Consider the following 23,181-nt stretch of genomic DNA (forward strand, 5'->3'; position numbering starts at 1 on the left):
GGTGGGGGTGACGGGGTCCGCTCAGGCGGCGCGTTCGGTGCTGAACGCGGGGGCCGACTGTTCGCGGAGCCGGGTCAGTTCGCTGACGACGGCCTGGCGGGCGGCGAGCTTCTCCTGCTTGACGGAGAACCGCTCGGGGATGACCCGGTACTCGGCCTCGACCACGCTGGCGAGCTTCTCGCCGTGGTGGAAGCCGATGCGGCACCGGAAGACCGAGCCGACCGGACTGCGGGTGTGTTCGAGCAACTCGTACTGGGCGGTGGCGGGCAGCGGGAAGACGAAGCTGTGGAACTCGGAGTTGACCGAGCCGATCACGAAGCGGGTCTTCTCCGGGCCGGTGACGAAGAACTGCTCGGTGACCACCGTCCACATCTGGCGGGCCGCCTCCAGCAGGGTGATGGCCGGGATGTGCTGGCCGGTGAGGTGGTCCTCCAGGACCTCGACGCGCTCGTCGATGACGAGGTCGGCGACGAAGCGCTTCTCACCGGTCTGGCCGACCGGGCCGATCAGGACGTTCTTGGCGTCGTGCTTGTGGGTGAGGTGCTGGTCGGCCGGTTCCGGAACCCCGCCCTTGCCCAGCGAGACGGCCGGTCCGTGCGCCTCGGCCAGGGCGCGTATCTCGGCGAGCTGGCCGGCGCTGAGGCCCTGGCCGATGCTCACCGTCAGGCTCTCGGCCAGTTCCCCGGCGCGCAGCCGGGCGATCAGCTCGGAGACCGGGACGGTCCCCCGGTTGGCGAGGAAGTCCTCGAAACGGTCCCCGACGGCGATGAGTGCTTCGTGCGACATGTCGATCCCTCCAGGATGTGGGGCTGGTGCGGGCGGGTGCGGTGCGTCAGACGGCGGTGGCCGCCAGCTGCTCGACGGTGCGGACGTACGCGTCGGACAGGGCGCCGACCGTGCGGACGTCGGAGATGACGTACTCCTCCTCGAAGGGGTCGACGCCGAGCTCCATCTCCAGCTGGATGACGAGGCGGGCCAGCAGCAGGGAGTTGAGCCCCAGCTCGTGCAGGAACTCCGAGCCGGTGAGCGTGGGGTGCGTCGGGCGCTCGGCCTCGGCGAGCAGGGCGTTGATCTCCTGGTGGACCAGGGCGGTGATGTCGGCTGCGATCAGCATGTGATTCCTCCGTCTACGACGATCGACTGTCCGGTGATGAATGAAGAGGCGGGCGAGATGAGATAGAGAACGGCGTCGGCGATTTCGTTCATGGTGCCGAGCCGGCCGAGCGGGGTGCGGCGCCGAATGCGTTCCCGATTCTTCTCGGTGACTTCCTCGGTCATGTCACTGTCGAAGAATCCGGGCACCAGCGAATTCACCCGGATATTGAAGGCCCCGAGTTCCCGGGCCAGGCTGCGGCTGAATCCGTCGAGCCCGGCCTTGGTGGCGGCGTAGACCGCCACGCCCCGGTAGCCGCGGATGGCGTTGATGGACGAGATGTTGAGGATCTGGCCGCCGCCCTGGCGCGTCATCGCGCGGGCGCACGCCTGGGCGAGGGTGATCGGGGCGAGCAGATTGCTCGCGATCAGCGTCTCGGTCTGCTTGCGAGAGGTGGTGAGGAAGAGCTCCTGGTGGAGCACGGCCGCGTTGTTGACGAGCAGGTCGACCCGGCCGAAGCGGCGCACCACCGTGCGGACGACCCCGCGCAGCGCGTCCGGGTCCCCGAGGTCGGCGGCCTCCCAGAGGAAGCGGTCGCCCCGCTCGGCCTGGAGGTCCTTCACGAAGTCGTTGGCGGACCGGCTGAAGGTCGCGACCCGCCACCCCTCGGCGAGCAGCCGCTCGACCAGAAGCCGGCCGAGCCCGCGACTGCCGCCGCTGACGAGGGCGACCCGGTCCTCGGAGGCGGTAGCCCCGTCGGCGCTCATGCCGCACTCCGGATCTTCTTGTACCGCTCCGAGTGCTGCGGGGCGGCGGAGACCTCCACGAGCACCGGGACCTTGTACGCCTCCAGGCGCCGGCCGCAGTACTCGCGGACCCTGCGGGTGACGGAGCGCCGGTCCTCGTCCTCGACCAGCTGCACGGTCGCCTTGACGACCATGCCGGTGACCGGGCTCGGGCGGCCGCTGACGGTGGCCTCCGCGATGTTCTCGACCTCCAGCAGGACGCTCTCGACCTCGCTGGGGTAGACCTTCTCGCCGCCCACGTTGATGATCTCGGAGTTCCGGCCCAGGATGCGCACCCAGTCGCCGTCCACCTCGACCACGTCCTGCGTGTTGAAGAACCCGTCCTCGTCGAAGGGCGCGGGCGCGTTGAGGTAGCCGAGCATGGCCATCTCGGAGCGGATCCACAGGATGTTGTCGATGATCCGGTGCTCGAATCCGGCCGTGCCGAGCTTCACCCACAGGGTGTCGTCGCCTCGCGACCGGGTCGGCAGGATGCCCAGCTCGGACAGCCCGTACGTCTGCTTGAGCCGGACGCCCGGCAGCGCCTCGCCGAGCCGCCGCAGCGTCTGGAGCGGCATGGGCTCGGTGCCGTACGTGACGAGCTTCAGCGAGTCCGTGGCGTACCGCTCGTGGGCGCCGGAGATCAGCACCATGTTCAGGAAGGTGGGCGTGGTCGGCAGGATCTGCACCCGGTGGTCGGCGATGGCCTCGAAGACGGCCTCCGGGGTGCGCTCCGCGACGGTCACCACGGTGCCGCCCTGGCTGAGCGTGTGCAGCAGGGTGTTGACGCCGCCGATGTGGTCCAGGCTGAGGAAGGACAGGATGCGCGAGGGGCGGGTCGGCTCGCCGTAGCGGGCGAGGACCTTGTCGAAGTCGAGCACGGACGCCTTGCTGCGGCCGGTGGTGCCCGAGCTGAAGAGCACCAGGCCGGGCCGGCCGGCGTCCCGCAGCTCGCCGTAGAGGGCGTGGTCCGCGCGGCGGCCGGTGCGCTCGCAGCGGTGCACGCCGCCCTCGTCCACCCGGACGACGACCTCGACCTCGGCCACGTCCAGGAACTCGGCGCGCTTGGCGGCGGGCAGGACGGTGAGCGGGACGACGACGACCCCGCGCTCGATGAGCGCCAGCAGACCGGCGCACGCCTGCGGGGAGTACGCCCCCTCCAGCGTGACGACCTCGCCGGGGCGGACCTGGTGGCGGTCGAGGAAGCCGCGCCACTCGTCCACGAGCCTCAGCAGGTCCTCGTAGCGGTAACTGCGGCCCTCGAAAGCGACGGCCTCGGAATCCCGGAAGGATTCCAGTCGGGCCAGAAAAGGGTGAGGCATTGTTTTCTCCTGGATTTCGAAGGCTTTCGGATGTCGATGACTCGAAGCTAGTACGCGGTAATTCGCCGCTCAATATGGCTTTTATGAGCCCTCGTACGGGGTGGCCATTCGGAGTGGCCATTCGGGCAGGGGTACGGGGTAGCCGCACGGCTATGTAGCGGAAGAGGCATCGGCCGGCGCATGCTGGGAGGCGTAACGCACGACTGCCGTGACCTGTCCTGGGATGGCAGCGGGCCGCCGAATCCGGCCGGCCCCGGTGCGCCGGTTCTCCGGCGCGTTGCCCCCAGGAGCAGAAGTGATCCAGCAGATCCTGCCGCCCGCCGTCGCCTGCGCCGACGCCACCGCCGACGTCCCCGCGGCCCAAGTGCTGCCGGAGGAGGAGCCGTTGCTCGCGAAGTGCGTGGAGCAGCGGCGCCGGGAGTTCACCACCACCCGGCACTGCGCCCGCCGCGCGATGTCCGCGCTCGGGGTCGCCCCCGCCCCGGTCCTCCCGGGCGCCAAGGGCGAACCGCGCTGGCCGGCCGGGGTGACCGGCAGCATGACCCACTGCGACGGCTACCGGGCCGCGGCGCTGACCCGCAGCGACCGGTTCCACAGCGTCGGGATCGACGCGGAGTGCCACGCGCCCCTGGAGGAGCGGATGGTGCGGCACATCTCCGTGCCCGCCGAGCGCGAGCACCTGGCGGAGCTGGCCCGGGCCAGGCCCGAAGTGCACTGGCCCACGGTGATGTTCAGCGCGAAGGAGGCCGTCTACAAGACGTGGTTCCCGCTCACCGGGCGCTGGCTCGGCTTCCGGGACGCCCGGCTCGCGTTCGACCCGGAGGCGGGCACCTTCCGGGCCCGGCTGATGGTGCCGGGGCCGGTGATGGACGGCGCCCGCCTGGGCTGGTTCACCGGCCACTGGGCGGTGCGCGAGGGCCTGGTGCTCACCGCGATCGCACTGCGGCGGGGGCGGTGACGGCGGCGGCGGTGAACGTGGACCGGTCCGCGAGGCCCGTGAGCTCCGCCGCCGCCCAGGCGCCCGCCGTACGCAACTGGCCCGGGGCCGACGGGAGGACCGGCCAGTCGAGGCGCTGGGCGTGCTCCATCAGGACCCGGTCCGTGCCGCCGACGACCACGGGGCGGCCGACCGCGAGGAGCATGTCCAGGTCGCTCGCGTGGTCCCCGTAACAGCTCGACTCCCCGGCGTCCAGGCCGAGTCCGGCGATGGTCTCGCGGACCGCGTCGGCCTTCACCGAGCCGATCATCGGGCGCTCCACCTCACCGGTGAGCAGTCCGTCGGGGCCGACGACCGGCTCCGAGCAGAGGATGAGATCGGCGCCCAGGTCCTCGGCGAGCGGGTCCAGGCAGCCCCGGAACGAGCCGGAGACCAGCACCACCAGGTCCCCCGCCTCCCGGTGCCGGCTCGCGGCGGCCCAGGTGGCGACGGTGACGGCGGCGGGCCCGCGCCGGTACTCCTCGTACCACTCGCGCCCGGCGGTGCGCAGCGCGTCCATCGGGACCCCGGCGAAGCGGCGGTAGTAGCGGCGGTTGATCTCCGAGCGGTGCACGCCGGAGTCGGCGGCCTCGCGGACGCCGGCCATCACGGCGGCGTGTCCTGAGCCGTCGTCGCCGTGGCGGGCCATCCAGAACCGCAGGAAGTCGAACATGCTCTTGGTGTTGATCAGCGTCTCGTCGACGTCGAAGAAGGCGGCGCGGGTGGCCTTCGTCGTGATCGCTCGGTTCATGAAGTTCATCGCGGAGTTCACCAGCCGGTTCCGTAGGGGGAGGCCGGCGCGTGGGCGGCGGCCTGCGGGGCGGGGCCGCACAGGCCCTCGCGCAGGGCGCGGGCGGCGGCGAGCGTGCGGTTGGGGCAGTTGAGCTTGGCCAGGATGTTGGCGACCAGCCGCTTCGCGCCGTGCTCGGAGATCCGCAGCCGGCGCCCGATCTGCTTGTTGCTGAGGCCGTCCACGACGAGCGTCAGGGCCTCGCGCTCGCGCGGCGTGAGCCGGGGCGCGGCCGGGACCTCGCGGGCGCCGCGCCCGGCGAGTTCGAGGAGGGGCCGGGTCAGGGCGGCCGGTATGCGCGCCTCGCCGGCCCGCATCGCGCCGAGCACGTCACCGAGGGCCGCCGCGTCGAGGCCGTCGGAGAACAGCAGCGAGGCGCCCGCCACGGAGGCGACCCGGTCGAGGTCGAAGGACCGGCTGTCCGGCAGGAGCAGGAGCACGCGCACCCCGTACGCGGCGACGCGGTGCAGCACGGAGTCGCCGTCCAGGTCGGCCGGCTCCGGCACGATGAGCAGCACATCGGTCGCCGGGTCGCCGACCGCGTCCACGGCCGCCGACAGCTCCGGGAAGGCCCGGCAGCTCCCGACCGCGTCCACGGCACCGAGCATGCGCTCCAGGCCGTAGCGCTGAAGGTCGTCGCGGACGGAGAGGATGACATCGGTCGCCTGCTGCGGGACCAGCGGCGAGGTGGAACGTACCGGCGGAGCGGCGACTGCCGGGTCGTGTCCGTGAAGTCCCGTCGTACGCCCGGAGGGCGTGGCCTGCGGCGTCTGGTGCGTGCTCTCGGCGTGCCGGCCGACATCCCTCGTACTGGACGTACTTGGGATTTCGGCCGGTGCGGCGAGAGTGCGTGCCAGGCGTCGCGGGCCAGACGGGACTTCACGGACACGGCCCGGAGCCGCGCGGTTCTGCGACATTGCCCTTACCCCCAGGGGTCCTTGTCGGTGACCGCTGGGGCCACCCGTATGCAAGGAACGCTAGACGCGCGAAGGGCCCCGGAGGCCGTCACTGCCTCCTAGTCCGGGTGGCCGCGGACCGAAAGTAGTAGCCGGATACCTCGGGGGTATCCGGCCGCTGGGGGCTGCCGCTCAGGCCGCCGGGGCCGCGAGCGGGACGTCGGAGAGGGCCTGGCGGGCGAAGGCCACCACGTGGGCGCGCAGGTCGAGGCCGCCGGCCGCCTCCGCGTCGGGGCCGATGATCAGGCGGGCCAGCTGCGGCACCGCGTTGGGCCAGGCGGCGAGCCCGATCAGGCTCAGCAGACAGGCCGCGACCTGCGGCGACGCCTCGGTCCCGAAGCTCTCCGCGAGGGCGGCGATCTTCTCCTCGTAGTGGCCGCGGCGGCCCTCCTCGTTGGGCAGGACGCCGTCGCGGTAGTGCAGGCCCTCCCAGAAGAAGAGCCGGACGAGGACCGGGTTGTCGCGGTGGAAGTCGTACACCCGGCCCACGTACTCGGCGGGGTCGTCGCCGCCCTTCAGCGGGACGGCCGCGGCCAGCTCGTCCAGCGCACGTCCCACGACGGCGTCGAACAGCTTCTGCTTGTTGCCGAAGTAGCCGTAGATCCGTTCCTTGTTCACGCCGGCCAGCTCCGCGATGCGGTCGACGCGCGCCCCGGCAATGCCGTGAGCTGCGAATTCCTCCTTCGCCGCAGCGAGGAGCCGTTCCTTGGTGTGGGTCGTGTCCGAGGTCATGCCACCAGCGTAGAACGCCTTCCCGCAGATGCCAACCAACTGGATGGTTGACATCCAACTAGTTGGTTGGCAGAGTGGAACACGTCGCCGAGGGCAGCACCACCGCCCAGGCCCCAGGACAGGACCAGCGACAGCACTGCCCGTACCGCCTTCCGTACGCACCGCACACCGACCTGGATGGGACTTCTCATGACCACCGTCGCCCGCCCCGCCGCCGCTTCCGCCACCTCCGCCGCCGACCGGAATCAGCCCCGCCCCGCCACCCCGGCCCAGCCGGCCGCGCTGCCCTCCGTCCACATGCGTGCCCTGCTCACCTGGATCGCGGTCTTCTCCGCCCTGACCGTGGTGCAGCTGCTGGTCGGCCCGTACGTCAAGGGCTTCCCGATGCTTCTGCGCACCCTGGTGATCACCGGGATCGTCGTGCCGGCGGTCGTCTACACGCTGGTGCCGAACCTCCTGAAGGTCCGCGCCGCCGTCCTGCGCCGCCGCGGCTGAGCCGTGCGGCAATGGCTGATTCCAGCCATCACCGCCACGCAGTCCGCAAATCGGCTTATCCTGCACCGGTTCAGCGCTAGAGAAGCAGTTGAGCCCCGGGGGAGGAGAGCGTGATGAGAGAACCGGCGCAGAGCCGCCTCGGCAGCCGCCAGGGCGGCCCGCCCGTGAAACGCTTCAGGGCGTACGAGGACGAGGTCATCGCCCTCTACCACGCCCGGCTCCGCGGGATCAGCAGTCCGCTCGCCGCCGACGACGAGGTCTGGGCGCAGTGCGAGTTACAGGGCCGCCGGGTCTTCCGTGACTGCGCCGACAGCCTGGAGGCCGGCCTGACCGAGGTCTCCGACAGCCACATCGCCGAGGTCGTGGACCTCGGCAGCGCCCGGGTCCAGCAGGGCGTCCACCTCACGCACTCGGTGCGGGCCGGGGTGATCCTCTTCGACACCGTCCTGGAACGCCTGCTGGAGTGCACCGTGGGCGTCGAGGGCGCCGACCGGGCCTACGCGGCCGCCATCCGGGCCCTTCAGCAGGGCATCGGCAGGCGCCTGGAGGTCGGCTCGATCGCGTACGACTCGTTCATGCTCGCCCGGGTCCGCGAGGTGCACGACAAGGGCCACCGCAAGCTGGCCCGTGAGATCCACGACCAGATCGGCAACTCCCTCAGCCTCGCCATGCGCCAGCTGGAGCTGTACGAGCTCCAGGTGGCCCGGCAGAACTCCGACGTGCCCAAGGAGGTGCGGGCCGCCCAGGACGCCATCCTGGAGACCCTCGCGCACACCCGGGAACTGGTCACCGAACTGCGCCGCCCGGCCATCACGGGCTGCCTGGAGGCGGCGCTCGCCGACTTCGTCGCCTCCATGGGGGACGAGGGCGTCCCCGTACAGCTGTGGGTGCGGGGCCTGGACGAGTGGATTCCGGCGCCCGTGGCGGAGGAGGTCTTCGTCATGGTCCGCGAGTGCCTGCGCAACGCCTTCCGGCACGCGGAGGCGGGCAACATCGTCGTCCACATCGACATCGCCCCGCACGAGATCCAGAGCGAGATCATCGACGACGGCCTCGGCTTCGACGTGGAACAGGTCCTCGCCGGGGACCGCACCAACGGCCTCACCGGCCTCCAGGAACGCACCGACCTGCTCGGCGGCACCCTGCACATCGGCTCGTCGGCCGGGCGGGGCACGCACGTCACCATGTGGATACCGATCAAGGAGGACCGGGCTCTCCGATGAACGAGACCGCCCCCGAATCCGTACGCATCCTCGTCGCCGACGACCACACGCTGCTGCGCGAGGCCCTGTGCGACCTGCTGCGCTCCGAGCCCGGCTTCGAGATCGTGGCCCAGGCCGGAAACGGCGAGGACGCGATCCGGCTCGCCGCCGCGCACCGCCCCGACGTCGTCCTGCTCGACATCGAGATGCCGCGCAACGACCCCCCGGCCACCGTCCGCAGACTGCTCCAGGGCGATCCGGGCCTCCGGATCATCGTGCTGAGCATGTACGACGGGCAGCAGCTGGTGCAGGAGCTGCTGCAGCTCGGCATCAGCGGCTATCTGCACAAGAGCACCGGCCGCGAGACCCTGATCTCCGCCGTCCGCTCCCGCGAGGGCGGCGAGCTGCGCACCGTGACCGTCTCCGTCTCGCCCGACAGCCTGCGCGCACCGCAGCCCGCACCCGACGGCGCGGGCGGACTCTCCGAACGCGAGGCGGAGGTACTGGCCCTGGTGGCGCAGGCCATGAGCAACCGTCAGATCGCGGTGAAGCTCGGCATCGCCGAGGGGACCATCAAGCGGCACATGCGGAACATCTTCACCAAGCTCGACGCCGTCTCCCGCATCGACGCCGTGAACAAGGCCGTGGAGCGCAGCCTGCTCCCCCAGCCCGAACAGCCCCGCCGCCGCTTCTGAGAACGGCTCGGCCCCGCACACGAGGCGTGTGCGGGGCGGGTGCGGACGGCCGGGTCAGGCGGTGACGAACAGCCCGGCGAACAGGGTGAGATGGACCAGGTGCTGCGTCACCATGAAGGCGCGGTACGGGGTGCGGCCCCGGGCCGCGTCGCCCCGCGTCGAGTAGCAGAGCACCGCCACCACCAGGGACCCGCCCGCCAGGACCGCGGCCGCCGGGCCCAGGAGCGCCGGCCAGCCGGTCAGCGCGGCGGCCAGGAAACCCCCGCCGGTCAGGAGGGCGCCCGCCCCGCCCACCAGCCGGGCGGTGGTGTCGCCCCAGGCGGTCACCGAGGTACGGCGGCCCGCCGCCGCGTCGCCCCGGACGTGCGAGAAGTCCTTGGTCACGGCGCCCACCACGCACATCCACAGCGACATGGCGGCGGCCAGGACGAGCATCGCGCCCGGCGGCCTGCCCTCCCCCGCGGCCGTCCAGCCCGCCGCGTACGTCAGCAGGCCCATCAGCAGGACGGACCCCGAGGTGCCGGCCGCGCTGCGCTTGAGCTGGAAGGGCGCCGCGGAGTAGGCGTAGCCGAGGAAGAGGAACGCCAGCACGAACGTGATCAGCAGGATGTTGTTGCAGGCCAGCGCGGTGACGACGGAGCCGGCGGCGGAGAGCCAGGTCAGCCGGGCGGCCGCCGTCGGCGAGAGGTCGCCCCGGGCGATCGGCCGCCCGGTCCGGTTCAGCCGGTCCTCCTGGACGTCCGACACCCCGTTGATGCCGTACGTGAAGAGGGTCGCCAGGACCCAGCTGACCGCCGGGGCGATCAGCCCGGGCCCCACCCCCGTGAGCCCGCCCCCGGCGGTGACCGCGGCGGCGGCCAGGAAACGCATCAGAAAGACGATCTGCACACTGACGCGGGCCTCTTCGAGGAAGAGGACGGCGGCGCGTGCCGTACCTGCGATCCGCAGGGTGGAAGTCGGTGTCGCGGAACTGAGCTGTGCGGTGTATGCCCCCATGACCAGGGACATTAATGACGGGCCCGGGACACACACATGCCCCATCGGCGGGCGTTCCGATACCCCTTTTGGGGAAGGGGCCGTATCGGAAGGACCGCCGACGGGGCAGTGCCGGCAGCTGAGTTGACGGAGCGTCAGCTCTCCCGCTGGGCGCCCGTCACCGAGGGCAGGTTGACCAGCAGGGCGGCGAGCAGGCCGATGATGAGGCCGGTGAAGTGGACCTGCTGGGCGGCGCCGATGTAGATCCAGTAGCCGAAGAACATGCCGCCCGAGAGGAACAGCAGGAACAGCCCGGCGAAGGCGCCCAGCGCGATGTTGGCGCGCTGCGTCACGACGATCCCGGTCTCCAGACCGCGCGCCCTGCGCCACAGCCCGTACGCCGCCCGGGCCAGCAGGGCCACGATCAGCAGCTCGTAGATGATGACGCCGATCAGCGCCGGTGTGGCCATGGACTCGGGCATCGCGCGCCATTCCAGGCCGTTGCCCCGTATCGGGTCCTTCACCAGGTCGCGCATGGTCAGCATCGAGCCGATGAGCGCCTTGTTGGTGCCGAAGTCGTTGAGGTTGTTGAGGGTGACGAGGCCCAGCCACAGGGTGAGCCCGCTCATCAGGAACGCGTTGAGCGCGGCGAGCCGGGAGCGGACGGCGAGGTCCGGCCGGCCGGTGGCCCGCGGGCCCGTCGTGTCCTGCGTCGCGGTGGGCCGGTCGGCGGTCAGTGCCATGGGGAGACTCCTCGGAGCAGAAGGGAAGGGGTGCGGTGCGATGCCTTCAGCCTGCCGCTCCCGCCGCCGCCCCGGCAGCTCCCTCTTCGGGCTGCCCGGCCGGGATGGCCCGTGGGCCTGCCCGTACGCACTGCCCGTTCGGGCCCCTCGGGCGGCCAGGGGTACGTCCCCGAATTCCATTGCCCGGGGCCCGGGTTGTCGAGCAGGATCGGACCCCGTGACCACCACCGAAACGCCGCAGCCCGCCGTCCCGCCCCGTCCCCTCGCGCTCATCACCGGGGTCGGCCGCACGGTCGGCATCGGTGCCGGGATCGCCCGCCAACTGGCCTCGTCCGGCTGGGACATCGCCTTCACCTACTGGACGCCCTACGACCGGCGCATGACCTGGGGCGAGGAGCGCGGGGCGACAGCGGCCATCGAGGCGTCGCTCGCCGCGCACGGCGCCCGCACCGCCGCGATCGAGGCGGACCTGATCGACCCGGACGCCCCCACCCGGATCTTCGACGAGGCGGAGCGCCGGATCGGGCCGGTCACCGCGCTCGTCCTGAGCCACGCCGAATCCGTGGACTCCGGGCTCCTGGACACCACCCTCGCGAGTTTCGACCGCCACTTCGCGGTGAACGCCCGCGCCACGTGGCTGCTGATACGGGAGTACGCGCTGCGCTTCCGCGCCCCCGCCGGGACGGGCCGGATCGTCGCGCTCACCAGCGACCACACCGTCGGCAACCTGCCGTACGGGGCCAGCAAGGGCGCCCTGGACCGCATCACGCTGGCCGCCGCGCGCGAACTGGCGCACCTCGGGGTCACCGCCAACGTCATCAACCCGGGCCCCGTGGACACCGGGTGGATGAGCGAGGAGCTGGCGGAGGAGCTGCGCCTGGGCACCCCGCTGGGCCGGCTCGGCACCCCGCAGGACACCGCCCACCTGGTGGACTTCCTGTGCTCGCCGCAGGGCCAGTGGGTCAACGGCCAGCTGCTCAAGAGCAACGGCGGAGCCGCGTAGGGCCCTCGCCGCTGACGGAGGACCCCCTTGTCGCGCGCGCACCCGGTCATTAGGGTCACCTCGTTGTCGAAGCGCTTCGACAGACACGCCTCGACGCCCTCCTCCGACAGCACGCGCGACGTACAGGAACGGATGCCATGCCAGTCCGAGACCAGACGGGCACCACCGTCAGCAACCCGGTGATCCCCGGGTTCCACCCCGACCCCAGCGTCTGCCGCGTCGGCGACGACTACTACCTGGCGTGCTCCAGCTTCGAGTACTTCCCGGGCATCCCGCTCTTCCACAGCCGCGACCTGGTCCACTGGACGCAGATCGGCAACGTCCTCGACCGCCCCGAGCAGCTGCACCTGACCCCGGGGACCCGGGCCTCCGGCGGCATCTACGCGCCGACGCTCCGGCACCACGACGGCCGGTTCTGGCTCGTCGTCACCAATGTCGAGGTGGGCAACCTGCTGTTCACCACCACCGACCCGGCCGGCCCCTGGTCCGACCCGGTCCCGCTGCCCGGCGTCCCCGGCATCGATCCGGACCTGGCCTGGGACGAGGACGGCAGCTGCTGGTGCACCGTGGCCGGGGTCTCCCAGGTCCGCATCGACCCGCACACCGGCGAGGCCCTGGGCGAACCGCGCCGCATCTGGTCCGGGGCGCCCGGGGCGAAGGCGCCGGAAGCGCCTCACCTCTACCGGATCGGCGACCACTGGTACCTGGTCATCGCGGAGGGCGGCACCGAGCGCGGGCACGCCGTCTCCGTCGCGCGCGGCCCGTCGCCCGCCGGGCCGTTCGAGCCGTGCCCGGACAACCCCGTGCTCACCCACCGGGGCCGCGAGCACCCCGTCCAGAACACCGGCCACGGCGACCTGGTGCAGGGGCCGGACGGCTCCTGGTGGCTGGTGCTCCTCGGCGTGCGGCCGGGCGGCGGCACCCCCGGCTGGCACGTGCTCGGCCGGGAGACCTTCCTCGCGCCGGTGACCTGGGTGGACGGCTGGCCCGTCGTCGGCGAGGTGGCCACCGAACTCCCGGCGCCGCCCTGGCCGTTGACGCCCGTGCCCGACGCCCCGGCGCGGGACGACTTCGATGAGGCCGAGCCGCGCCCGTACTGGATCTCGCCCCGCCGCTCGACCGCCGGACGGGCCGGGACGAAGGAGCGCCCCGGCTGGCTGACCCTGCACGGGCGGGGCGGCACGCTGGACGACCCGGACGCGGTGTTCACCGGCCGCCGCCAGCAGCACCTGGCTTGCCGGGCACGGGCGTTGACCGACGCGGCGGACGGCCACGGCGGGCTCGCGGTCCGGCTCGACGAGGCGCATCACTACGCGGTCGAGGCGGGCGGCGGCCAGATCCGGCTCGTCGCCCGCATCGGCCCGCTCCGCACGGTGGTCGCGTCCCGCCCGGCGCCCGCCGGACCGGTGGTGCTCGGGATCGACATCGTGCCCACCCGGGCCCCGCTCGACCCGTGCACCGGCCCGGACACGGTGTCCCTGGGCGTCGAAGAGCCGGACGGCACGTTCACCGCGCTCGGCTCCCTCGACGGGCGCTACCTCTCCACGGAGGTGACCGGCGGCTTCACGGGCCGGGTGATCGGCCTGTACGCGGCGAGCGGCACGGTGCGCTTCGACTGGTTCGCGTACGAACCCCTCTAGGCGGCCGATGTGGTGGCGGGCGCGGGCGTGTCGGGGAGGGCCTTGAGGAGGTCGCGGAGCAGGTCGATCGTCTCGTCCTCCGCGTCGGTCCCCAGCTCCTCGTTGAGCCGGTTGAGCCGGTCCGCCGCCTCGATGACGGCGGGCCGGTCGCCGCGTGCCGCGTGGGCCCGGAAGAGGTCCCGGGTGAGCAGTTCGCTCTCCGGCGAGGCGACCAGGCCGCGCGTGGCCGCCGCGACGGCGCCGGTGAGGTCACCGGCCGCCAGGCACCGCTCCGCCAGCTCGTGGGCGACGTCCACGACCGACGACACGATGTCGTGGAACATGGTGTCCGCCCACAGGTAGTTGCGCGGGTTGGTCCCCGCGAACGGGGTGCCCCGGACCAGCGACAGCGCCCGCGCCAGCGCGGTGTCGGCGGCGGCGCCCCGGGCGTGCATGCCCTCCTGGTACAGCTCCTGGAAGTCCAGCCAGTCGCACCGCACGTACGGGGCGAAGGCGTACCGCCCGTCCGTCACGAACGGCAGGTAGGACTGGCCGCCCATCCAGGCGCGCAGCTTGCTGATGTTGGAGTTGCGCAGCGAGTGCCCGACCTCCCGGCCCGGCCAGATCGCCGCGTCCAGCGCGCGGTGCTCCAGGCCCGGGTGCAGGACGAGCCAGGCGGCCATCTCGGTCAGCCGGCCTCGGCGGTTGGACTCGACGGGCCCCTCCGCCGACTCCATCCCGACCGGCCCGAGCACCCGGATGTACGGGTGGGCGGGCATCGGCGTGGCAGCGGTGATCGTTTCCTCCACGGGGACGGCGTGCATCGGGTTCCCGTCCTTCCCGGCGGCCTCCGCTTCCGGGGCGGCCATGACGGCGAGCGTGAGTCGTGGGTCCTGCGGCCGGGCCCAGTCGGGCGTCGGCTCGTCCATGGGCTGCCCGGAGACCGCCATCAGCTCCAAGAGGGCCGCGTACTGGGCGGGTTCGAGGCGTTGCAGCATCACTTCGAGGTCTGTCTCCGGAATCGTCACGACGACGCCGGGCGCCGCGTCGACGCTCCACGTCTCCGGCAGTCCGAGCCCGGCGTCGGCGCTCGTCACGGCGGCCAGCGAGGTGCGGGGCTGCGCCGCCGTCAGGTCGAGCAGGTCGAGCGCGCTCGGGTCCGAGCCGGTCAGCGGCAGCGCGCACAGCACGATCTGCGGTGCCCAGGCGTCCGCCCCGGCCCCCATCAACCGCGCCTCGCGCAGGCTCTCCGCCCCGCTCTCGGCCAGCGCCCGCCGCTGCGCCTCGTCGTGGGCGCGGAGGCCGGTGACGGCGGATTCCAGGGTCGCGTGGTGCGCGACGCGGCCCGGGAAGGCGGTCTTCAGCTCCTCGCCGAAGCCGACGAGCCGGATCGTGTGCTCGGCGTGCAGCGAGTCGGAGGCCAGCTCCACGGCCAGCGCCAGCAGCACGGACCGTACGTCGTCCGTCTCGCCGTCGAGCCGGAGCATCCCGATCCGCTCCAGGTCGACCAGGACCGGGAACCCCTCGAAGCTGGTGCCCAGGCTGATCAGCGCCGGATACGGGAGCGCGGTGGCCGAGGCGCCCTCGGCGGGCAGCAGCGCCGCCGAGTCCTTCGGGCACCACCAGATCTCCTCCCCGCTCACCACGGGCACGAACGGCGTGACGGGGACGGCCGGTTCGCAGAGGTGGAGCGCGGCCCCGTCCGGGGTGACGACGACGGCGTCGAGCCGCGGCAGCGCGGTGCCCTCGCGGGCCAGCTCGGCGGAGAGGGTGCGCAGGGCGCGGTCCAGCAGGTCGAGGCCCTCGGGCACGTCCGCCGAGGCCGCCCGCATGTCCCTCTCCAGCACGGCCGCATCGCCCTCGGGCAACGCGATGCGGCGCCGGGGGCGCCGGCGACGCTGCTGCACGATGCGGCGCGTGCCGAGGACGCCGAGCACCCCGGCGGCGAGCAGGGCGCCGATTCCGGCGCCGGTACGGGCGGAGAACCCGGCGTCCTCGTCACCGGAGGCGGTGTCGGCGGGAGCCGGGGCGGCCGTCTCGGGCGCCGACTGCGCGGGGGTCGGCTTCGCCGACTCGGCGGGCGCGGGCTTGGCGGACTCGGCGGGCTTGGCCGACTCCTCCGGCTTCGGCTTCGCCGACTCGGCGGGCTTCGCGGGTGCCGTCTCGGCGGGCTTCGCGGGTGCCGTCTCGGCGGGCTTCGGCTTGGCAGTCTCCGCCGGTTTGGCCGGTACGGGCTCGGCGCTCTCGGCCGGGTGCGGCTTCGCCGTCTCGGCGGGCTTCGGCTTCGCCGTCTCGGCGGGCTTGGCCGGGGCGGGGGCGGGGCGGGCCGACTCGTCCGGTGCCGGGTCCGCCGGCTTCGGCTTCGCCGGCTCCGCCGGCCGGGGCTTCGCCGGGCCCGCCTCGTCCGGGCCGGAGGCCGGGAGCTTCAGCTTCTGGCCCGGGATGATCAGGTCCGGGTTCGTGAACGTGCCGCCACCCGGCAGCTCCGTACCCCGGTTGAGGTCGAAGATCTCCCCGTAGCGCGCGGGGTCGCCGAGTTCGCGGTCCGCGATGGCGCCCAGCGAGTCGCCGGGGCGCACGGTCGCCCTCTCGCCGGAGGACGCCGCCGCCTCGTGGGCGGCCCCCGTACCGGCCGGCATCCGCAGCTTCCAGCCGGGCTGGAGGAAGCCCTGGGCGTGGAAGACCGTGCCGTCCGTCATCACCCGGCCCTCGTTGAGCGTGGCGATCTCCTGCCAGCGGTTGCCGTCGCCCAGCCGGTCCTCCGCGATGCTCCACAGGCTCTCGGCCGGACGGACGTCCCGCACGGTGTACGAGTCGGCCGATGCGGCCTGCCGCGTGGTGCGGGCGTCCGAGGCGTGCGCGGTGTCCTGGGCGCCGGTGTGGGCGTACGACTGGGTGACGGAGACCGGCGCGGCGGCCGGTGCGGCGAGGGCCGATCCGGCCGTCGGCAGGAGCACCAGGATGGAGCCGATCAGCGTCGCGGCGGCCCGCTGGCTCGCCCCGAGGCCGCTCAGCCGGCGGGCCGTGCGGCCGCGCAGCCCGGCGGGGATCTCCAGCAGGACGGAGAAGGCGAAGCCCGCCCAGCCGACCCAGCCGACGGCGGCGAGCAGGAGCAGGAAGGCTCCCCCGGTGTCCTGCCGGGAGAACAGGTGGGTCAGGTCCTCGATGCCGTTGCCGAGGACGACACCGGTCGCCCACCAGAGCAGCACCGGCAGCCCGGCGAGCAGCGCCGCCAGGACGAGCAGGCTCAGCAGGGCCCGTATCAGATTGCCGACCGTACGCACCGCGATCACGACCCTTCCGGGGCGACGACACCGTGGATGAGCGTGGCGTGCCCCTCCCCGTGGACGGACATGGAGGAAATGCCGACGACCGTGAGGAAGCGCGTGTCGTACGTGCCGGTCACGGTGACCGTCACCCGCTTCCCGTCGGCCGACACCGTCGCGCTGCCGTGCGCCCCGGCCGCCGAGAGGTACGCCGCCGCCGCGGCCTGCGCGGCGGCGGGCTGGGCGACGACGGCCTTGCCCGGGATGGCCTGCGCGGGGTCGATGGCCTGGCCCCCGGCCCGGGCGGCCTCCATCGCGATGGCGTCGGCCCGCTCCGTGGCGCGCAGCTTGCCGCCGCCGTCCACGGTGATCCCGATGACGGCGAGGAGCGCCACGGTGACGATGGCGCTGTAGACGGCGATGCCGCCGCGGTCGTCGTACGTACGCATCAGTCGCGCTCCCGGTACGCGTCGACCGCCGAGGTGAACGTCGACGTGAGGGTGTGGCTGCCGGGGGCGCCCGGCAGCATCAGGTCGGACAGCGGAACGGTGCACGCGACGGTCACGCGGACCGTTCCGACGGTGCCCAGGGGGGCGTTGAGCCCCGAGGCGTCCACGCTGACGCTGGTGCCGGAGCAGGTGAGGCCCTGGTCCGCCAGCGTCTCCTGCGCGGCGGCGAGGGCGTTGCTCTGCGCGGCCCCGGCGGTGCGCGAGATGGACGCCTCGCGGGCCGCGTCCTCGGCGGCGGCGTCCACCTTGTTCCCGGCGGTCACCACCCGGCCGCCCGCGAGGGCCAGGCAGAGAAAAATGATCATCAACGGCGTGACGATCGCGGCCTGGATCGCCTCGCTCCCCCGGTCGTCCCAGTTCACTTCATCCCCCGGTGGTCCAGCGCTCCACGGGCCCGGACGCGCTCTGTGTGATCGTCAGCCCCGGCACGCCGGGCAGCAGCGAAGGGGCGCGTCCGGTGACCTGGACGCGGATGCGCTCCGCCGTGCTGCCGCCCGTGGAGACGGACGGGCCGAGCAGTGTGTTGCCCGCGATCCGGCCGAGCACCGCCTGCGCGCGCTCCGCGCCGGCGCCCGGGCCCGACTCGTAGACCCGGGCGGCCGCGACGCCCTCACGGGCGGCGGTCAGGGCCACGTTGCGCGCGTAGTACCAGAGCGACACCTGCACCACGGCGATCGTCAGCAGGATGATGAACGGGAAGACGATCGCCATCTGGACCGAGGTGTCGCCGCGGTCGTCCAGCGGGCGGCGCGCGACGACCGCGGGCTTCATCAGATGCCCGCCAGCTTGCCGTTGTACCTGGAGATGACCGTCGCGATGGTGCCGGCGATGAGCAGCGCACCCGTCACGGCGGCGACCCAGATGATCACCGTGGTGATGGAGACGTCACCGCGGTCCGGGTCCTTGGCGCCCTGCTCGACGCGGTCGGCCAGCACCGCCAGGACCATGGTCAGGGATACAGCGGCCCGGTTCGTGAGCTTGTTGATCGCGTTCATGCTGCGAGCCTCCTCGTTCCTTCTCTTCGTAAGCGTCGACTCCCTTGTGAGGAGACGCCGTTGGCCGTCACGCCGGTTCGGCGCGTAGCCGGTTGTTACCGCTGTTACGTGGCCATGATGTTGATCACCGCGGGGAAGGCGACCATCAGCATCACGAGCACGGCGAGGAGCGCGCCGGGGGCGGTCATCTTCTCGCTGTTCTCGTTCGCCTCGGCGGCCTGCTTGGCGAGCAGTTCGGTCCGCAGGGACTTGGACCGGGCCCGCAGCGTCGTGTAGACGGCGGCGCCGTCGTGCGCCGACATCCGCATGATCTCGGCGACGTCCTCCAGGACCGGCAGGTCCAGCTCCTGGGTCAGCTGAACCAGCGCCTCCCACGGCGGGACCTTGTCCACGCGGGCCCGCATCATCGCCTCCTGGAGCCGGGTGAAGGCCCAGCCCCGGCCGACGGCGGCGGCGCGTTCCAGGGCCTCGGTCGGCCCGGAGTCGGCGGCCCGCTTGAGCGCGACGAGGTCCAGGTAGGCGGCGATCGCGTGCGAGAACTCCTCGCGTGCCCGCGCCGCCTGGTCCCGTACGGACAGGTCCGGGATGAACCAGAGGAGCACGCCCAGGACCAGACCCACCACGACGGGCAGGTAGAACGGCACGCCGAGCCCCATCAGCGTCCAGGCGCCGACGACGAACGGCGGGATCAGCAGTCCGCCGCCCGCCAGCGCCGCCTTGAGCAGCAGGAACCGCTCGGGGGTCTGGCCGACCAGCGCCAGGTCCTTGCGCGGGATGGTGACCCCGGGCAGTCCCTGGAGGTGTTCGAGGAGCCAGGCGCCCCACGCGTCGTCCCGGCTGACCGGGCCCGTCTCCTGGTCCGCTTCCGGGGCGGTGGCGTTCAGGCGGCGCAGGCTTGCCGCCAAGTCGGGTTGCGGGCCGACCAGTTCCCGTATGAGCAGGGCGAGGCCGCCGCCCACGGCGAGGCCCGCGAAGATCGCGGCCGGGGGTATCACGACTGGGCCTCCTGGAGCGGTTCGGGCGGTTCCGGCAGCTTGACCCGGCTGCGCGGATCGGCGATCAGGAACCGGGCCACCGGGCGGTGGTCGGCCAGCGAGCGCATCCAGATCAGCACCCCGGCGAACGCCGCCGTCAGCAGGGCCAGGACGAGCTGTCCGAGGAGCGTGCCGTAGGGCGCGGTGTAGCTGGGGACGAGGAAGCCGGCCCCGACCACGCAGAGCGTGATGATGGTCATCCACCGCACGGTGGTGCGCGGCTTGGCCCGGTCGGCCTCGATCTGGCGGCGCTTGCCGACCTCTTCGCGTACCGCTTCGGACAGGTCCTCCAGCGCCTGCGCGAGACCGGGACCCCGATCCGATGCGCAGAGCATCAGCGCGGCGAGCACCTTGTCGGCGGTGACGTCGTCCAGCGCGTCGGCGAACGACTCCAGCGCGTCGGCGGGGCGCCAGCCGACCTGGAGGCGGTCGGCGAGGTCGGCGATCTCGTTCTCCAGGTCGGCGGGCGCGCCGCGGCGGCTGGCGATCATCGCCTGTTCCAGGCCCATGCCGAGGCGCAGCACGTCGGACAGGCGCTGGGTCCACTCGCCGAGCGCCTCCAGCTTGTCGATGCGCACGGTCGCGTTCTTCGTGGGCGAGAGCAGCCAGGGCACCCCGACCACGGCGGCGCCGACGAGCAGCCCGCCGGTGAAGACGCCGGTGATCACCCAGACGGCCAGGGCGAGGACGCCGCCCGCCGCCCAGCGGGTCCGGCGGCGCATGGCCGCGTCGTGCGCCACGCTGCCGCCGAGGCCCCTGCGCGAGCGGCGGACCGGGCGCGGGGCCGTCGTGCCGACCAGTCCCGCGACCAGGCCCACCAGGCCGCCGGCGACGGCGAGTCCGGCGAGCACCCACATCAGCATGAGATTCATCCGGCCATCACCTGGAGGTCCAGCGGGCGCGGCCAGGAGCCGTGCGGATGGTCCAGCAGGTGTACGGGGAAGCCGACCCGGACCAGGTCCTCCAGGCAGGAGGGGTGCATGTGCGGGACGGCCCTCGGCTCGCCGGGGCGGGGCGCGAAGATCCGGTTGGTGGCGGGGCGGCCGTTCTCGCCCATGCCGGTGACCTCCAGGACGTGCGAGACGAACCGGTGCCGCTTGCCCTCGATGCGGGTCTCGTCGCGCATCGAGACGAACACGATGAAGTCCAGCCCGTTGGCGGCCTGACGGTACGCCAGCTGCTCGGTCATGTTGTCCTGGGCCAGCAGGTACAGCTCCGCGATGCGGTCGAAGACGATCTCGGGGCGGCGGGCGTGGATGGTGCAGAGGTTGCCGCCCTTGCCGTTGGTCATCGCCTGCATCATGGCGACGATCTCCTGGCCGCGGACCTCGCCGACGACGACCCGGGACAGCGACATGCGCAGCGCGCGGTGGATGAGGTCGAGCAGGGTGATCTCGCCCGCGCCCCGGCCGTCGGCGCCGCGTTCGCCGTTGGACTCGCGGGACTCCATCGGCACGACCTGGCGGTGGAAGCCGTTGGTGTGCGCGAAGAGTTCGAACTCGGTCTCGATGGTGGCGAAGCGCTCGTCCGGGTCGATCTCCTTGAGCAGGGCGCGCAGCAGCGAGGTCTTCCCGACCGCCTGCTCGCCCGTGATCATGATGTTCTTCTCGGCGCGCACGGCGGCGGCCAGGAAGGCGGCCAGGGTCTCGTCGATGGCGCCGAGCTGGATCATCCCGTCGAGGTCCACGTCCTTGACGCGGTGCCTGCGGATGGTGACGAAGGTCTTCGGGGTGACCCCGGTGACGGCCTGGAGCCGGGAGCCGTCGGCGAGGCGCAGCGCGAGGAACGGGTCGGCGGTGGACAGGGTCCGCTCGCTCTGCCCGGTGCGGCGCGCCAGGTCCCGGAGCATCTCCTGGAGCTCCTCGTCGGAGTCGGCGACGGGCGCGACCCGGACCCGCCCGCTGTCCCCGTAGTCGAGCCACACCTCGTCGTAGCCGTTGATGAGGATGTTCTCGACGCGCTCGTCGTCCAGATAGGGCTGGAGGCGCCCGGCCCGGAAGAGCATGTCGTAGACGGCGGAGGCGAGGGCCGCGTCCTCGGCCTGGGTGGTGCTCGCCCCGCGTTCGACGGCGATGGCGTCGGACCAGACGGCGACGGCCTCGTTGATCAGGGCGCGGCCGCGCTGGGCCTGGGACTCCGGGCTCATCCGGGCCGACGCCTTGATCTCCTGGGCGAGCCGGTCCGCGACCCGCTTCTTGATCTCGCCGGCGACCCGGTAGTCGACGGTGGCCTGCGGGAGGCGCGTCTCGCCGATCGCCCGGATCGAGGAGACCCCGGCGGTGGGCCGCTGCCCGGCGCGCGGGTCGGTCCGGGGCGGGACGGGCGGGCCGAACTCGCCGCGCTTGAACGCGACGGTGTGCTCGGCCGCCGGATTGGGGTGCATCACCGGGTCGGGGTGCAGCGGGTTAGCGCGCATCGGCCTTCTCCCCTTCCCCGTACGGTCCTTGCGGGTGGTAGGCGGCGCCCTGGTGGTACGGGCCCGGGGCGCGGGGTGCGAGGCGGTCGCGGCGCAGGGCGACCCGCTCGCGCAGCGGACCGGTGGCCGCCCGGGCGGCGCGCATCAGGTCGGAGCGGTCGAAGCGGCTGCCGCCGTCCACCCCGTCGGACAGCACCTCGGCCTGCTTGGGCCGCCAGGGCATCCTGGCGAGCACCGGCACCCCGAGCGCCTTCTCGACCTCGCCGGACGTGTAGGGCCCGCCCTCGACCAGCAGGACGGCGAGCGCGTCGGCGCCCGTGCCGCCGGGCCCGGCCAGCGACTTGCGCAGCGCCTCGACGCGGACCTGGGCGCTCTGGACCCCGCGCAGAGTGTTGCGGACGACCATCACGACGACGTCCGCCCGCTTGGCGAGCACCGCCGAGGCGCCGAACGCGCCGCGCCGGCCGAGGTCGACCAGGACGTCGTGCTGGTGGTCCTCGATCCGGGCGAACAGTTCGGCGAGGCTGCCCCAGGCGGGGTCGAGCCCGGCGGCCTGCGCGGGGTCGGTGATCCCGGGCAGCAGGAGCCGGCTGCTGCTGTTGTCCTCGGAGATGTCGACCAGCTGCCGCCAGAACGCCTCGACCAGTTCGTCCTTCCGCTGGGCCACGGCGAGGTTGCGCAGCCCGTAGCGGGCGTCCATGCGGCCCTGGAGGGCGCCCGCGAGGACGGCCCCGCCGTCGGGGTCGCACTCGGCGAGGATCAGCCGGCGCCCGGGGTCCAGGGGCCAGGCGAGCAGCAGGGCGAGCGCCGAGCTGGTCACCCCCGGGGCCCCGGTCCCGCCGGCCAGCGCGATCACGGACATCAGGAACCGCTCCCGCTCTTCACGACGATCGCCACCCGGCCGGTGGCGGCCCGCGCCGCGAGGGCCGGTCCGTCGGTCGCCGGGACGGCCACGTCGATGGTGGCGACCCCGGTGGCGTCGGCGGGGTCGCCGACCGCGACGACGGTAGCCGCGATGGTCTGCGGCGGGGCGTCGGACGTCTCGTCGTTCTCGCCCGGGGTGCTGACGATGAGGACCTTGCGCCCCGGGAACAGCCCGGAGGTGGGCCGCTGGGAGGGCTTGGTGGCGACGCCGACGAGGGTGTCGCCCTGCTTGAGGAGGCTGGTGGAGGTGTACTGGTCGCGGGCGAGCAGGGCGCCCGGGGTGAGCGAGACCGCCGCCCGCTTGCCGACGACGGCGCCCCGGTCCGCCGCCTTGACGGGCTTGAGGGCCGGGTCCAGGGATATGGAGACCTCGGTGAGGTCGCCGTCCTCGATGACCTCACCGGCCGCCACCGCGTGGGTGACGGCGAGCACGTCGGTGCGCTCGCCGGTCGCCGTGAACAGCAGGGCGCCGGAGAGCCCGCCGACGGCGGTCAGGGCGAGGGACAGGGCGATGAGGGCCGGGCGGCGCCGTCGCTGCTTCAGTGCCCGCGGGGGCGCCACGGGGGTGGGGGTGCCCGGCGCGCCGCCCTGGTAGGGCGGGGCGGCGGTCTTGGTCCTGCTCAATGGGTGCCTCCAGCAGTGCTTTCGCTG

At 73.0% G+C, this 23,181-nt stretch carries 25 protein-coding genes; 6 read left to right on the forward strand and 19 right to left on the reverse strand.

All coding sequences use genetic code 11. The features are described from left to right. Nucleotides 1–21 precede the first annotated feature (21 nt). The 4 genes from OHS17_RS15040 to OHS17_RS15055 are packed head-to-tail and all read right to left on the reverse strand — an operon-like array spanning nt 22 to nt 3,200. Complete coding sequence (locus tag OHS17_RS15040; RefSeq protein ID WP_330312594.1) at nt 22–786, reverse strand: AfsA-related hotdog domain-containing protein; 765 nt, start codon at nt 784–786, stop codon at nt 22–24. Nucleotides 787–832: 46 nt separating this feature from the next. Then, nucleotides 833–1,114 carry a phosphopantetheine-binding protein gene (locus tag OHS17_RS15045; protein WP_018102210.1) on the reverse strand — a complete coding sequence of 94 codons (282 nt, stop codon included), beginning with the start codon at nt 1,112–1,114 and terminating at the stop codon, nt 833–835. Continuing rightward, the gene (locus OHS17_RS15050) at nt 1,108–1,860 is read right to left on the reverse strand and encodes an SDR family NAD(P)-dependent oxidoreductase (protein WP_330312595.1); all 753 of its coding nucleotides are present in this window, start codon (nt 1,858–1,860) and stop codon (nt 1,108–1,110) included. Before OHS17_RS15050 ends, OHS17_RS15045 begins: the two co-directional genes overlap by 7 nt. Then, nucleotides 1,857–3,200, reverse strand: coding sequence for an ANL family adenylate-forming protein (locus OHS17_RS15055; RefSeq protein ID WP_330312596.1), 1,344 nt, complete (start codon nt 3,198–3,200; stop codon nt 1,857–1,859). The genes OHS17_RS15050 and OHS17_RS15055 overlap by 4 nt, the downstream gene beginning before the upstream one ends. Before the next feature lie 295 nt (nt 3,201–3,495). Here OHS17_RS15055 and OHS17_RS15060 point away from each other — a divergent pair, with 295 nt between their 5' ends. Next, a complete protein-coding gene (locus tag OHS17_RS15060) occupies nt 3,496–4,158 on the forward strand; it encodes a 4'-phosphopantetheinyl transferase family protein (protein WP_330312597.1) in 663 nt (220 codons plus the stop codon). Here the strand turns inward: OHS17_RS15060 and OHS17_RS15065 are convergent. The 3 genes from OHS17_RS15065 to OHS17_RS15075 form a co-directional block, all read right to left on the reverse strand. Beyond that, nucleotides 4,127–4,927 (reverse strand): HAD family hydrolase, encoded by an 801-nt coding sequence (locus OHS17_RS15065; protein WP_330312598.1) that lies wholly within the window; start codon nt 4,925–4,927, stop codon nt 4,127–4,129. The genes OHS17_RS15060 and OHS17_RS15065 overlap by 32 nt on opposite strands. Nucleotides 4,928–4,944: 17 nt before the next feature. Continuing rightward, nucleotides 4,945–5,562 (reverse strand): helix-turn-helix transcriptional regulator, encoded by a 618-nt coding sequence (locus tag OHS17_RS15070; RefSeq protein WP_330312599.1) that lies wholly within the window; start codon nt 5,560–5,562, stop codon nt 4,945–4,947. Nucleotides 5,563–6,054: 492 nt separating this feature from the next. After that, nucleotides 6,055–6,654 (reverse strand): TetR family transcriptional regulator, encoded by a 600-nt coding sequence (locus OHS17_RS15075; protein WP_161210426.1) that lies wholly within the window; start codon nt 6,652–6,654, stop codon nt 6,055–6,057. A 177-nt stretch (nt 6,655–6,831) separates the two neighbouring features. Between OHS17_RS15075 and OHS17_RS15080 the strand changes: the two genes are divergently transcribed. The 3 genes from OHS17_RS15080 to OHS17_RS15090 all read left to right on the forward strand — a co-directional run bounded on the left by OHS17_RS15080 (nt 6,832) and on the right by OHS17_RS15090 (nt 9,046). After that, a complete protein-coding gene (locus tag OHS17_RS15080) occupies nt 6,832–7,149 on the forward strand; it encodes a hypothetical protein (RefSeq protein ID WP_330312600.1) in 318 nt (105 codons plus the stop codon). 113 nt (nt 7,150–7,262) lie between these two features. Beyond that, a complete protein-coding gene (locus OHS17_RS15085; RefSeq protein WP_330312601.1) occupies nt 7,263–8,372 on the forward strand; it encodes a sensor histidine kinase in 1,110 nt (369 codons plus the stop codon). Then, entirely contained in the window at nt 8,369–9,046 is a 678-nt protein-coding gene (locus OHS17_RS15090; RefSeq protein ID WP_164629103.1) for a response regulator, read from the forward strand. The genes OHS17_RS15085 and OHS17_RS15090 overlap by 4 nt, the downstream gene beginning before the upstream one ends. 54 nt (nt 9,047–9,100) lie before the next feature. On the opposite strand, the gene OHS17_RS15095 is transcribed toward OHS17_RS15090, so the two are convergent. Then, the gene (locus OHS17_RS15095; protein WP_330312602.1) at nt 9,101–10,042 is read right to left on the reverse strand and encodes a UbiA family prenyltransferase; all 942 of its coding nucleotides are present in this window, start codon (nt 10,040–10,042) and stop codon (nt 9,101–9,103) included. A 134-nt stretch (nt 10,043–10,176) separates the two neighbouring features. Beyond that, the gene (locus tag OHS17_RS15100) at nt 10,177–10,764 is read right to left on the reverse strand and encodes a DUF2165 family protein (RefSeq protein WP_330312603.1); all 588 of its coding nucleotides are present in this window, start codon (nt 10,762–10,764) and stop codon (nt 10,177–10,179) included. 217 nt (nt 10,765–10,981) lie between these two features. On the opposite strand from OHS17_RS15100, the gene OHS17_RS15105 reads away from it, so the two are divergent. Together OHS17_RS15105 and OHS17_RS15110 are read left to right on the forward strand one after the other, a co-directional pair. Then, nucleotides 10,982–11,767, forward strand: coding sequence for an SDR family oxidoreductase (locus OHS17_RS15105; protein ID WP_330312604.1), 786 nt, complete (start codon nt 10,982–10,984; stop codon nt 11,765–11,767). 137 nt (nt 11,768–11,904) lie between these two features. Beyond that, on the forward strand, nt 11,905–13,407 hold the full coding sequence (locus tag OHS17_RS15110; protein WP_330312605.1) for a glycoside hydrolase family 43 protein: 1,503 nt from the start codon (nt 11,905–11,907) through the stop codon (nt 13,405–13,407). Here the strand turns inward: OHS17_RS15110 and OHS17_RS15115 are convergent. From OHS17_RS15115 to OHS17_RS15160, 10 genes are all read right to left on the reverse strand, one after another. After that, a complete protein-coding gene (locus OHS17_RS15115) occupies nt 13,404–16,679 on the reverse strand; it encodes a LysM peptidoglycan-binding domain-containing protein (RefSeq protein ID WP_330312606.1) in 3,276 nt (1,091 codons plus the stop codon). The two genes, OHS17_RS15110 and OHS17_RS15115, sit on opposite strands and share 4 nt — an antisense overlap. Then, the gene (locus OHS17_RS15120) at nt 16,676–17,101 is read right to left on the reverse strand and encodes a hypothetical protein (protein WP_330312607.1); all 426 of its coding nucleotides are present in this window, start codon (nt 17,099–17,101) and stop codon (nt 16,676–16,678) included. The genes OHS17_RS15115 and OHS17_RS15120 overlap by 4 nt, the downstream gene beginning before the upstream one ends. Continuing rightward, complete coding sequence (locus OHS17_RS15125) at nt 17,101–17,523, reverse strand: TadE/TadG family type IV pilus assembly protein (RefSeq protein WP_018102194.1); 423 nt, start codon at nt 17,521–17,523, stop codon at nt 17,101–17,103. Before OHS17_RS15125 ends, OHS17_RS15120 begins: the two co-directional genes overlap by 1 nt. A gap of 1 nt (nt 17,524) precedes the next feature. Beyond that, entirely contained in the window at nt 17,525–17,932 is a 408-nt protein-coding gene (locus OHS17_RS15130; RefSeq protein WP_018102193.1) for a TadE family protein, read from the reverse strand. Beyond that, nucleotides 17,932–18,156, reverse strand: coding sequence for a hypothetical protein (locus OHS17_RS15135; protein WP_161209902.1), 225 nt, complete (start codon nt 18,154–18,156; stop codon nt 17,932–17,934). The genes OHS17_RS15130 and OHS17_RS15135 overlap by 1 nt, the downstream gene beginning before the upstream one ends. A gap of 104 nt (nt 18,157–18,260) precedes the next feature. Then, the gene (locus OHS17_RS15140) at nt 18,261–19,151 is read right to left on the reverse strand and encodes a hypothetical protein (RefSeq protein ID WP_330312608.1); all 891 of its coding nucleotides are present in this window, start codon (nt 19,149–19,151) and stop codon (nt 18,261–18,263) included. Continuing rightward, nucleotides 19,148–20,062, reverse strand: a complete 915-nt coding sequence (locus OHS17_RS15145) for a type II secretion system F family protein (RefSeq protein WP_330312609.1) — start codon at nt 20,060–20,062, stop codon at nt 19,148–19,150. The genes OHS17_RS15140 and OHS17_RS15145 overlap by 4 nt, the downstream gene beginning before the upstream one ends. Further along, entirely contained in the window at nt 20,059–21,606 is a 1,548-nt protein-coding gene (locus OHS17_RS15150) for a CpaF family protein (protein ID WP_330312610.1), read from the reverse strand. The genes OHS17_RS15145 and OHS17_RS15150 overlap by 4 nt, the downstream gene beginning before the upstream one ends. Next, nucleotides 21,596–22,468 (reverse strand): hypothetical protein, encoded by an 873-nt coding sequence (locus tag OHS17_RS15155; protein ID WP_330312611.1) that lies wholly within the window; start codon nt 22,466–22,468, stop codon nt 21,596–21,598. Before OHS17_RS15155 ends, OHS17_RS15150 begins: the two co-directional genes overlap by 11 nt. After that, nucleotides 22,468–23,154 carry an SAF domain-containing protein gene (locus tag OHS17_RS15160; RefSeq protein ID WP_330312612.1) on the reverse strand — a complete coding sequence of 229 codons (687 nt, stop codon included), beginning with the start codon at nt 23,152–23,154 and terminating at the stop codon, nt 22,468–22,470. The genes OHS17_RS15155 and OHS17_RS15160 overlap by 1 nt, the downstream gene beginning before the upstream one ends. Nucleotides 23,155–23,181 lie beyond the last annotated feature (27 nt).

The sequence above is a fragment of the Streptomyces sp. NBC_00523 genome, assembly GCF_036346615.1.
GTDB lineage: Bacteria > Actinomycetota > Actinomycetes > Streptomycetales > Streptomycetaceae > Streptomyces.

What these genes read in the sequence shown, in the direction of transcription:
- OHS17_RS15040 (WP_330312594.1), bottom strand. Translation starts at nt 786, where the DNA reads ATGTCGCACGAAGCACTCATCGCCGTCGGGGACCGTTTCGAGGACTTC.
- OHS17_RS15045 (WP_018102210.1), bottom strand. Translation starts at nt 1,114, where the DNA reads ATGCTGATCGCAGCCGACATCACCGCCCTGGTCCACCAGGAGATCAAC.
- OHS17_RS15050 (WP_330312595.1), bottom strand. Translation starts at nt 1,860, where the DNA reads ATGAGCGCCGACGGGGCTACCGCCTCCGAGGACCGGGTCGCCCTCGTC.
- OHS17_RS15055 (WP_330312596.1), bottom strand. Translation starts at nt 3,200, where the DNA reads ATGCCTCACCCTTTTCTGGCCCGACTGGAATCCTTCCGGGATTCCGAG.
- OHS17_RS15065 (WP_330312598.1), bottom strand. Translation starts at nt 4,927, where the DNA reads ATGAACCGAGCGATCACGACGAAGGCCACCCGCGCCGCCTTCTTCGAC.
- OHS17_RS15075 (WP_161210426.1), bottom strand. Translation starts at nt 6,654, where the DNA reads ATGACCTCGGACACGACCCACACCAAGGAACGGCTCCTCGCTGCGGCG.
- OHS17_RS15080 (WP_330312600.1), top strand. Translation starts at nt 6,832, where the DNA reads ATGGGACTTCTCATGACCACCGTCGCCCGCCCCGCCGCCGCTTCCGCC.
- OHS17_RS15085 (WP_330312601.1), top strand. Translation starts at nt 7,263, where the DNA reads ATGAGAGAACCGGCGCAGAGCCGCCTCGGCAGCCGCCAGGGCGGCCCG.
- OHS17_RS15090 (WP_164629103.1), top strand. Translation starts at nt 8,369, where the DNA reads ATGAACGAGACCGCCCCCGAATCCGTACGCATCCTCGTCGCCGACGAC.
- OHS17_RS15095 (WP_330312602.1), bottom strand. Translation starts at nt 10,042, where the DNA reads ATGGGGGCATACACCGCACAGCTCAGTTCCGCGACACCGACTTCCACC.
- OHS17_RS15100 (WP_330312603.1), bottom strand. Translation starts at nt 10,764, where the DNA reads ATGGCACTGACCGCCGACCGGCCCACCGCGACGCAGGACACGACGGGC.
- OHS17_RS15110 (WP_330312605.1), top strand. Translation starts at nt 11,905, where the DNA reads ATGCCAGTCCGAGACCAGACGGGCACCACCGTCAGCAACCCGGTGATC.
- OHS17_RS15120 (WP_330312607.1), bottom strand. Translation starts at nt 17,101, where the DNA reads ATGCGTACGTACGACGACCGCGGCGGCATCGCCGTCTACAGCGCCATC.
- OHS17_RS15130 (WP_018102193.1), bottom strand. Translation starts at nt 17,932, where the DNA reads ATGAAGCCCGCGGTCGTCGCGCGCCGCCCGCTGGACGACCGCGGCGAC.
- OHS17_RS15135 (WP_161209902.1), bottom strand. Translation starts at nt 18,156, where the DNA reads ATGAACGCGATCAACAAGCTCACGAACCGGGCCGCTGTATCCCTGACC.
- OHS17_RS15145 (WP_330312609.1), bottom strand. Translation starts at nt 20,062, where the DNA reads ATGAATCTCATGCTGATGTGGGTGCTCGCCGGACTCGCCGTCGCCGGC.
- OHS17_RS15150 (WP_330312610.1), bottom strand. Translation starts at nt 21,606, where the DNA reads ATGCGCGCTAACCCGCTGCACCCCGACCCGGTGATGCACCCCAATCCG.
- OHS17_RS15155 (WP_330312611.1), bottom strand. Translation starts at nt 22,468, where the DNA reads ATGTCCGTGATCGCGCTGGCCGGCGGGACCGGGGCCCCGGGGGTGACC.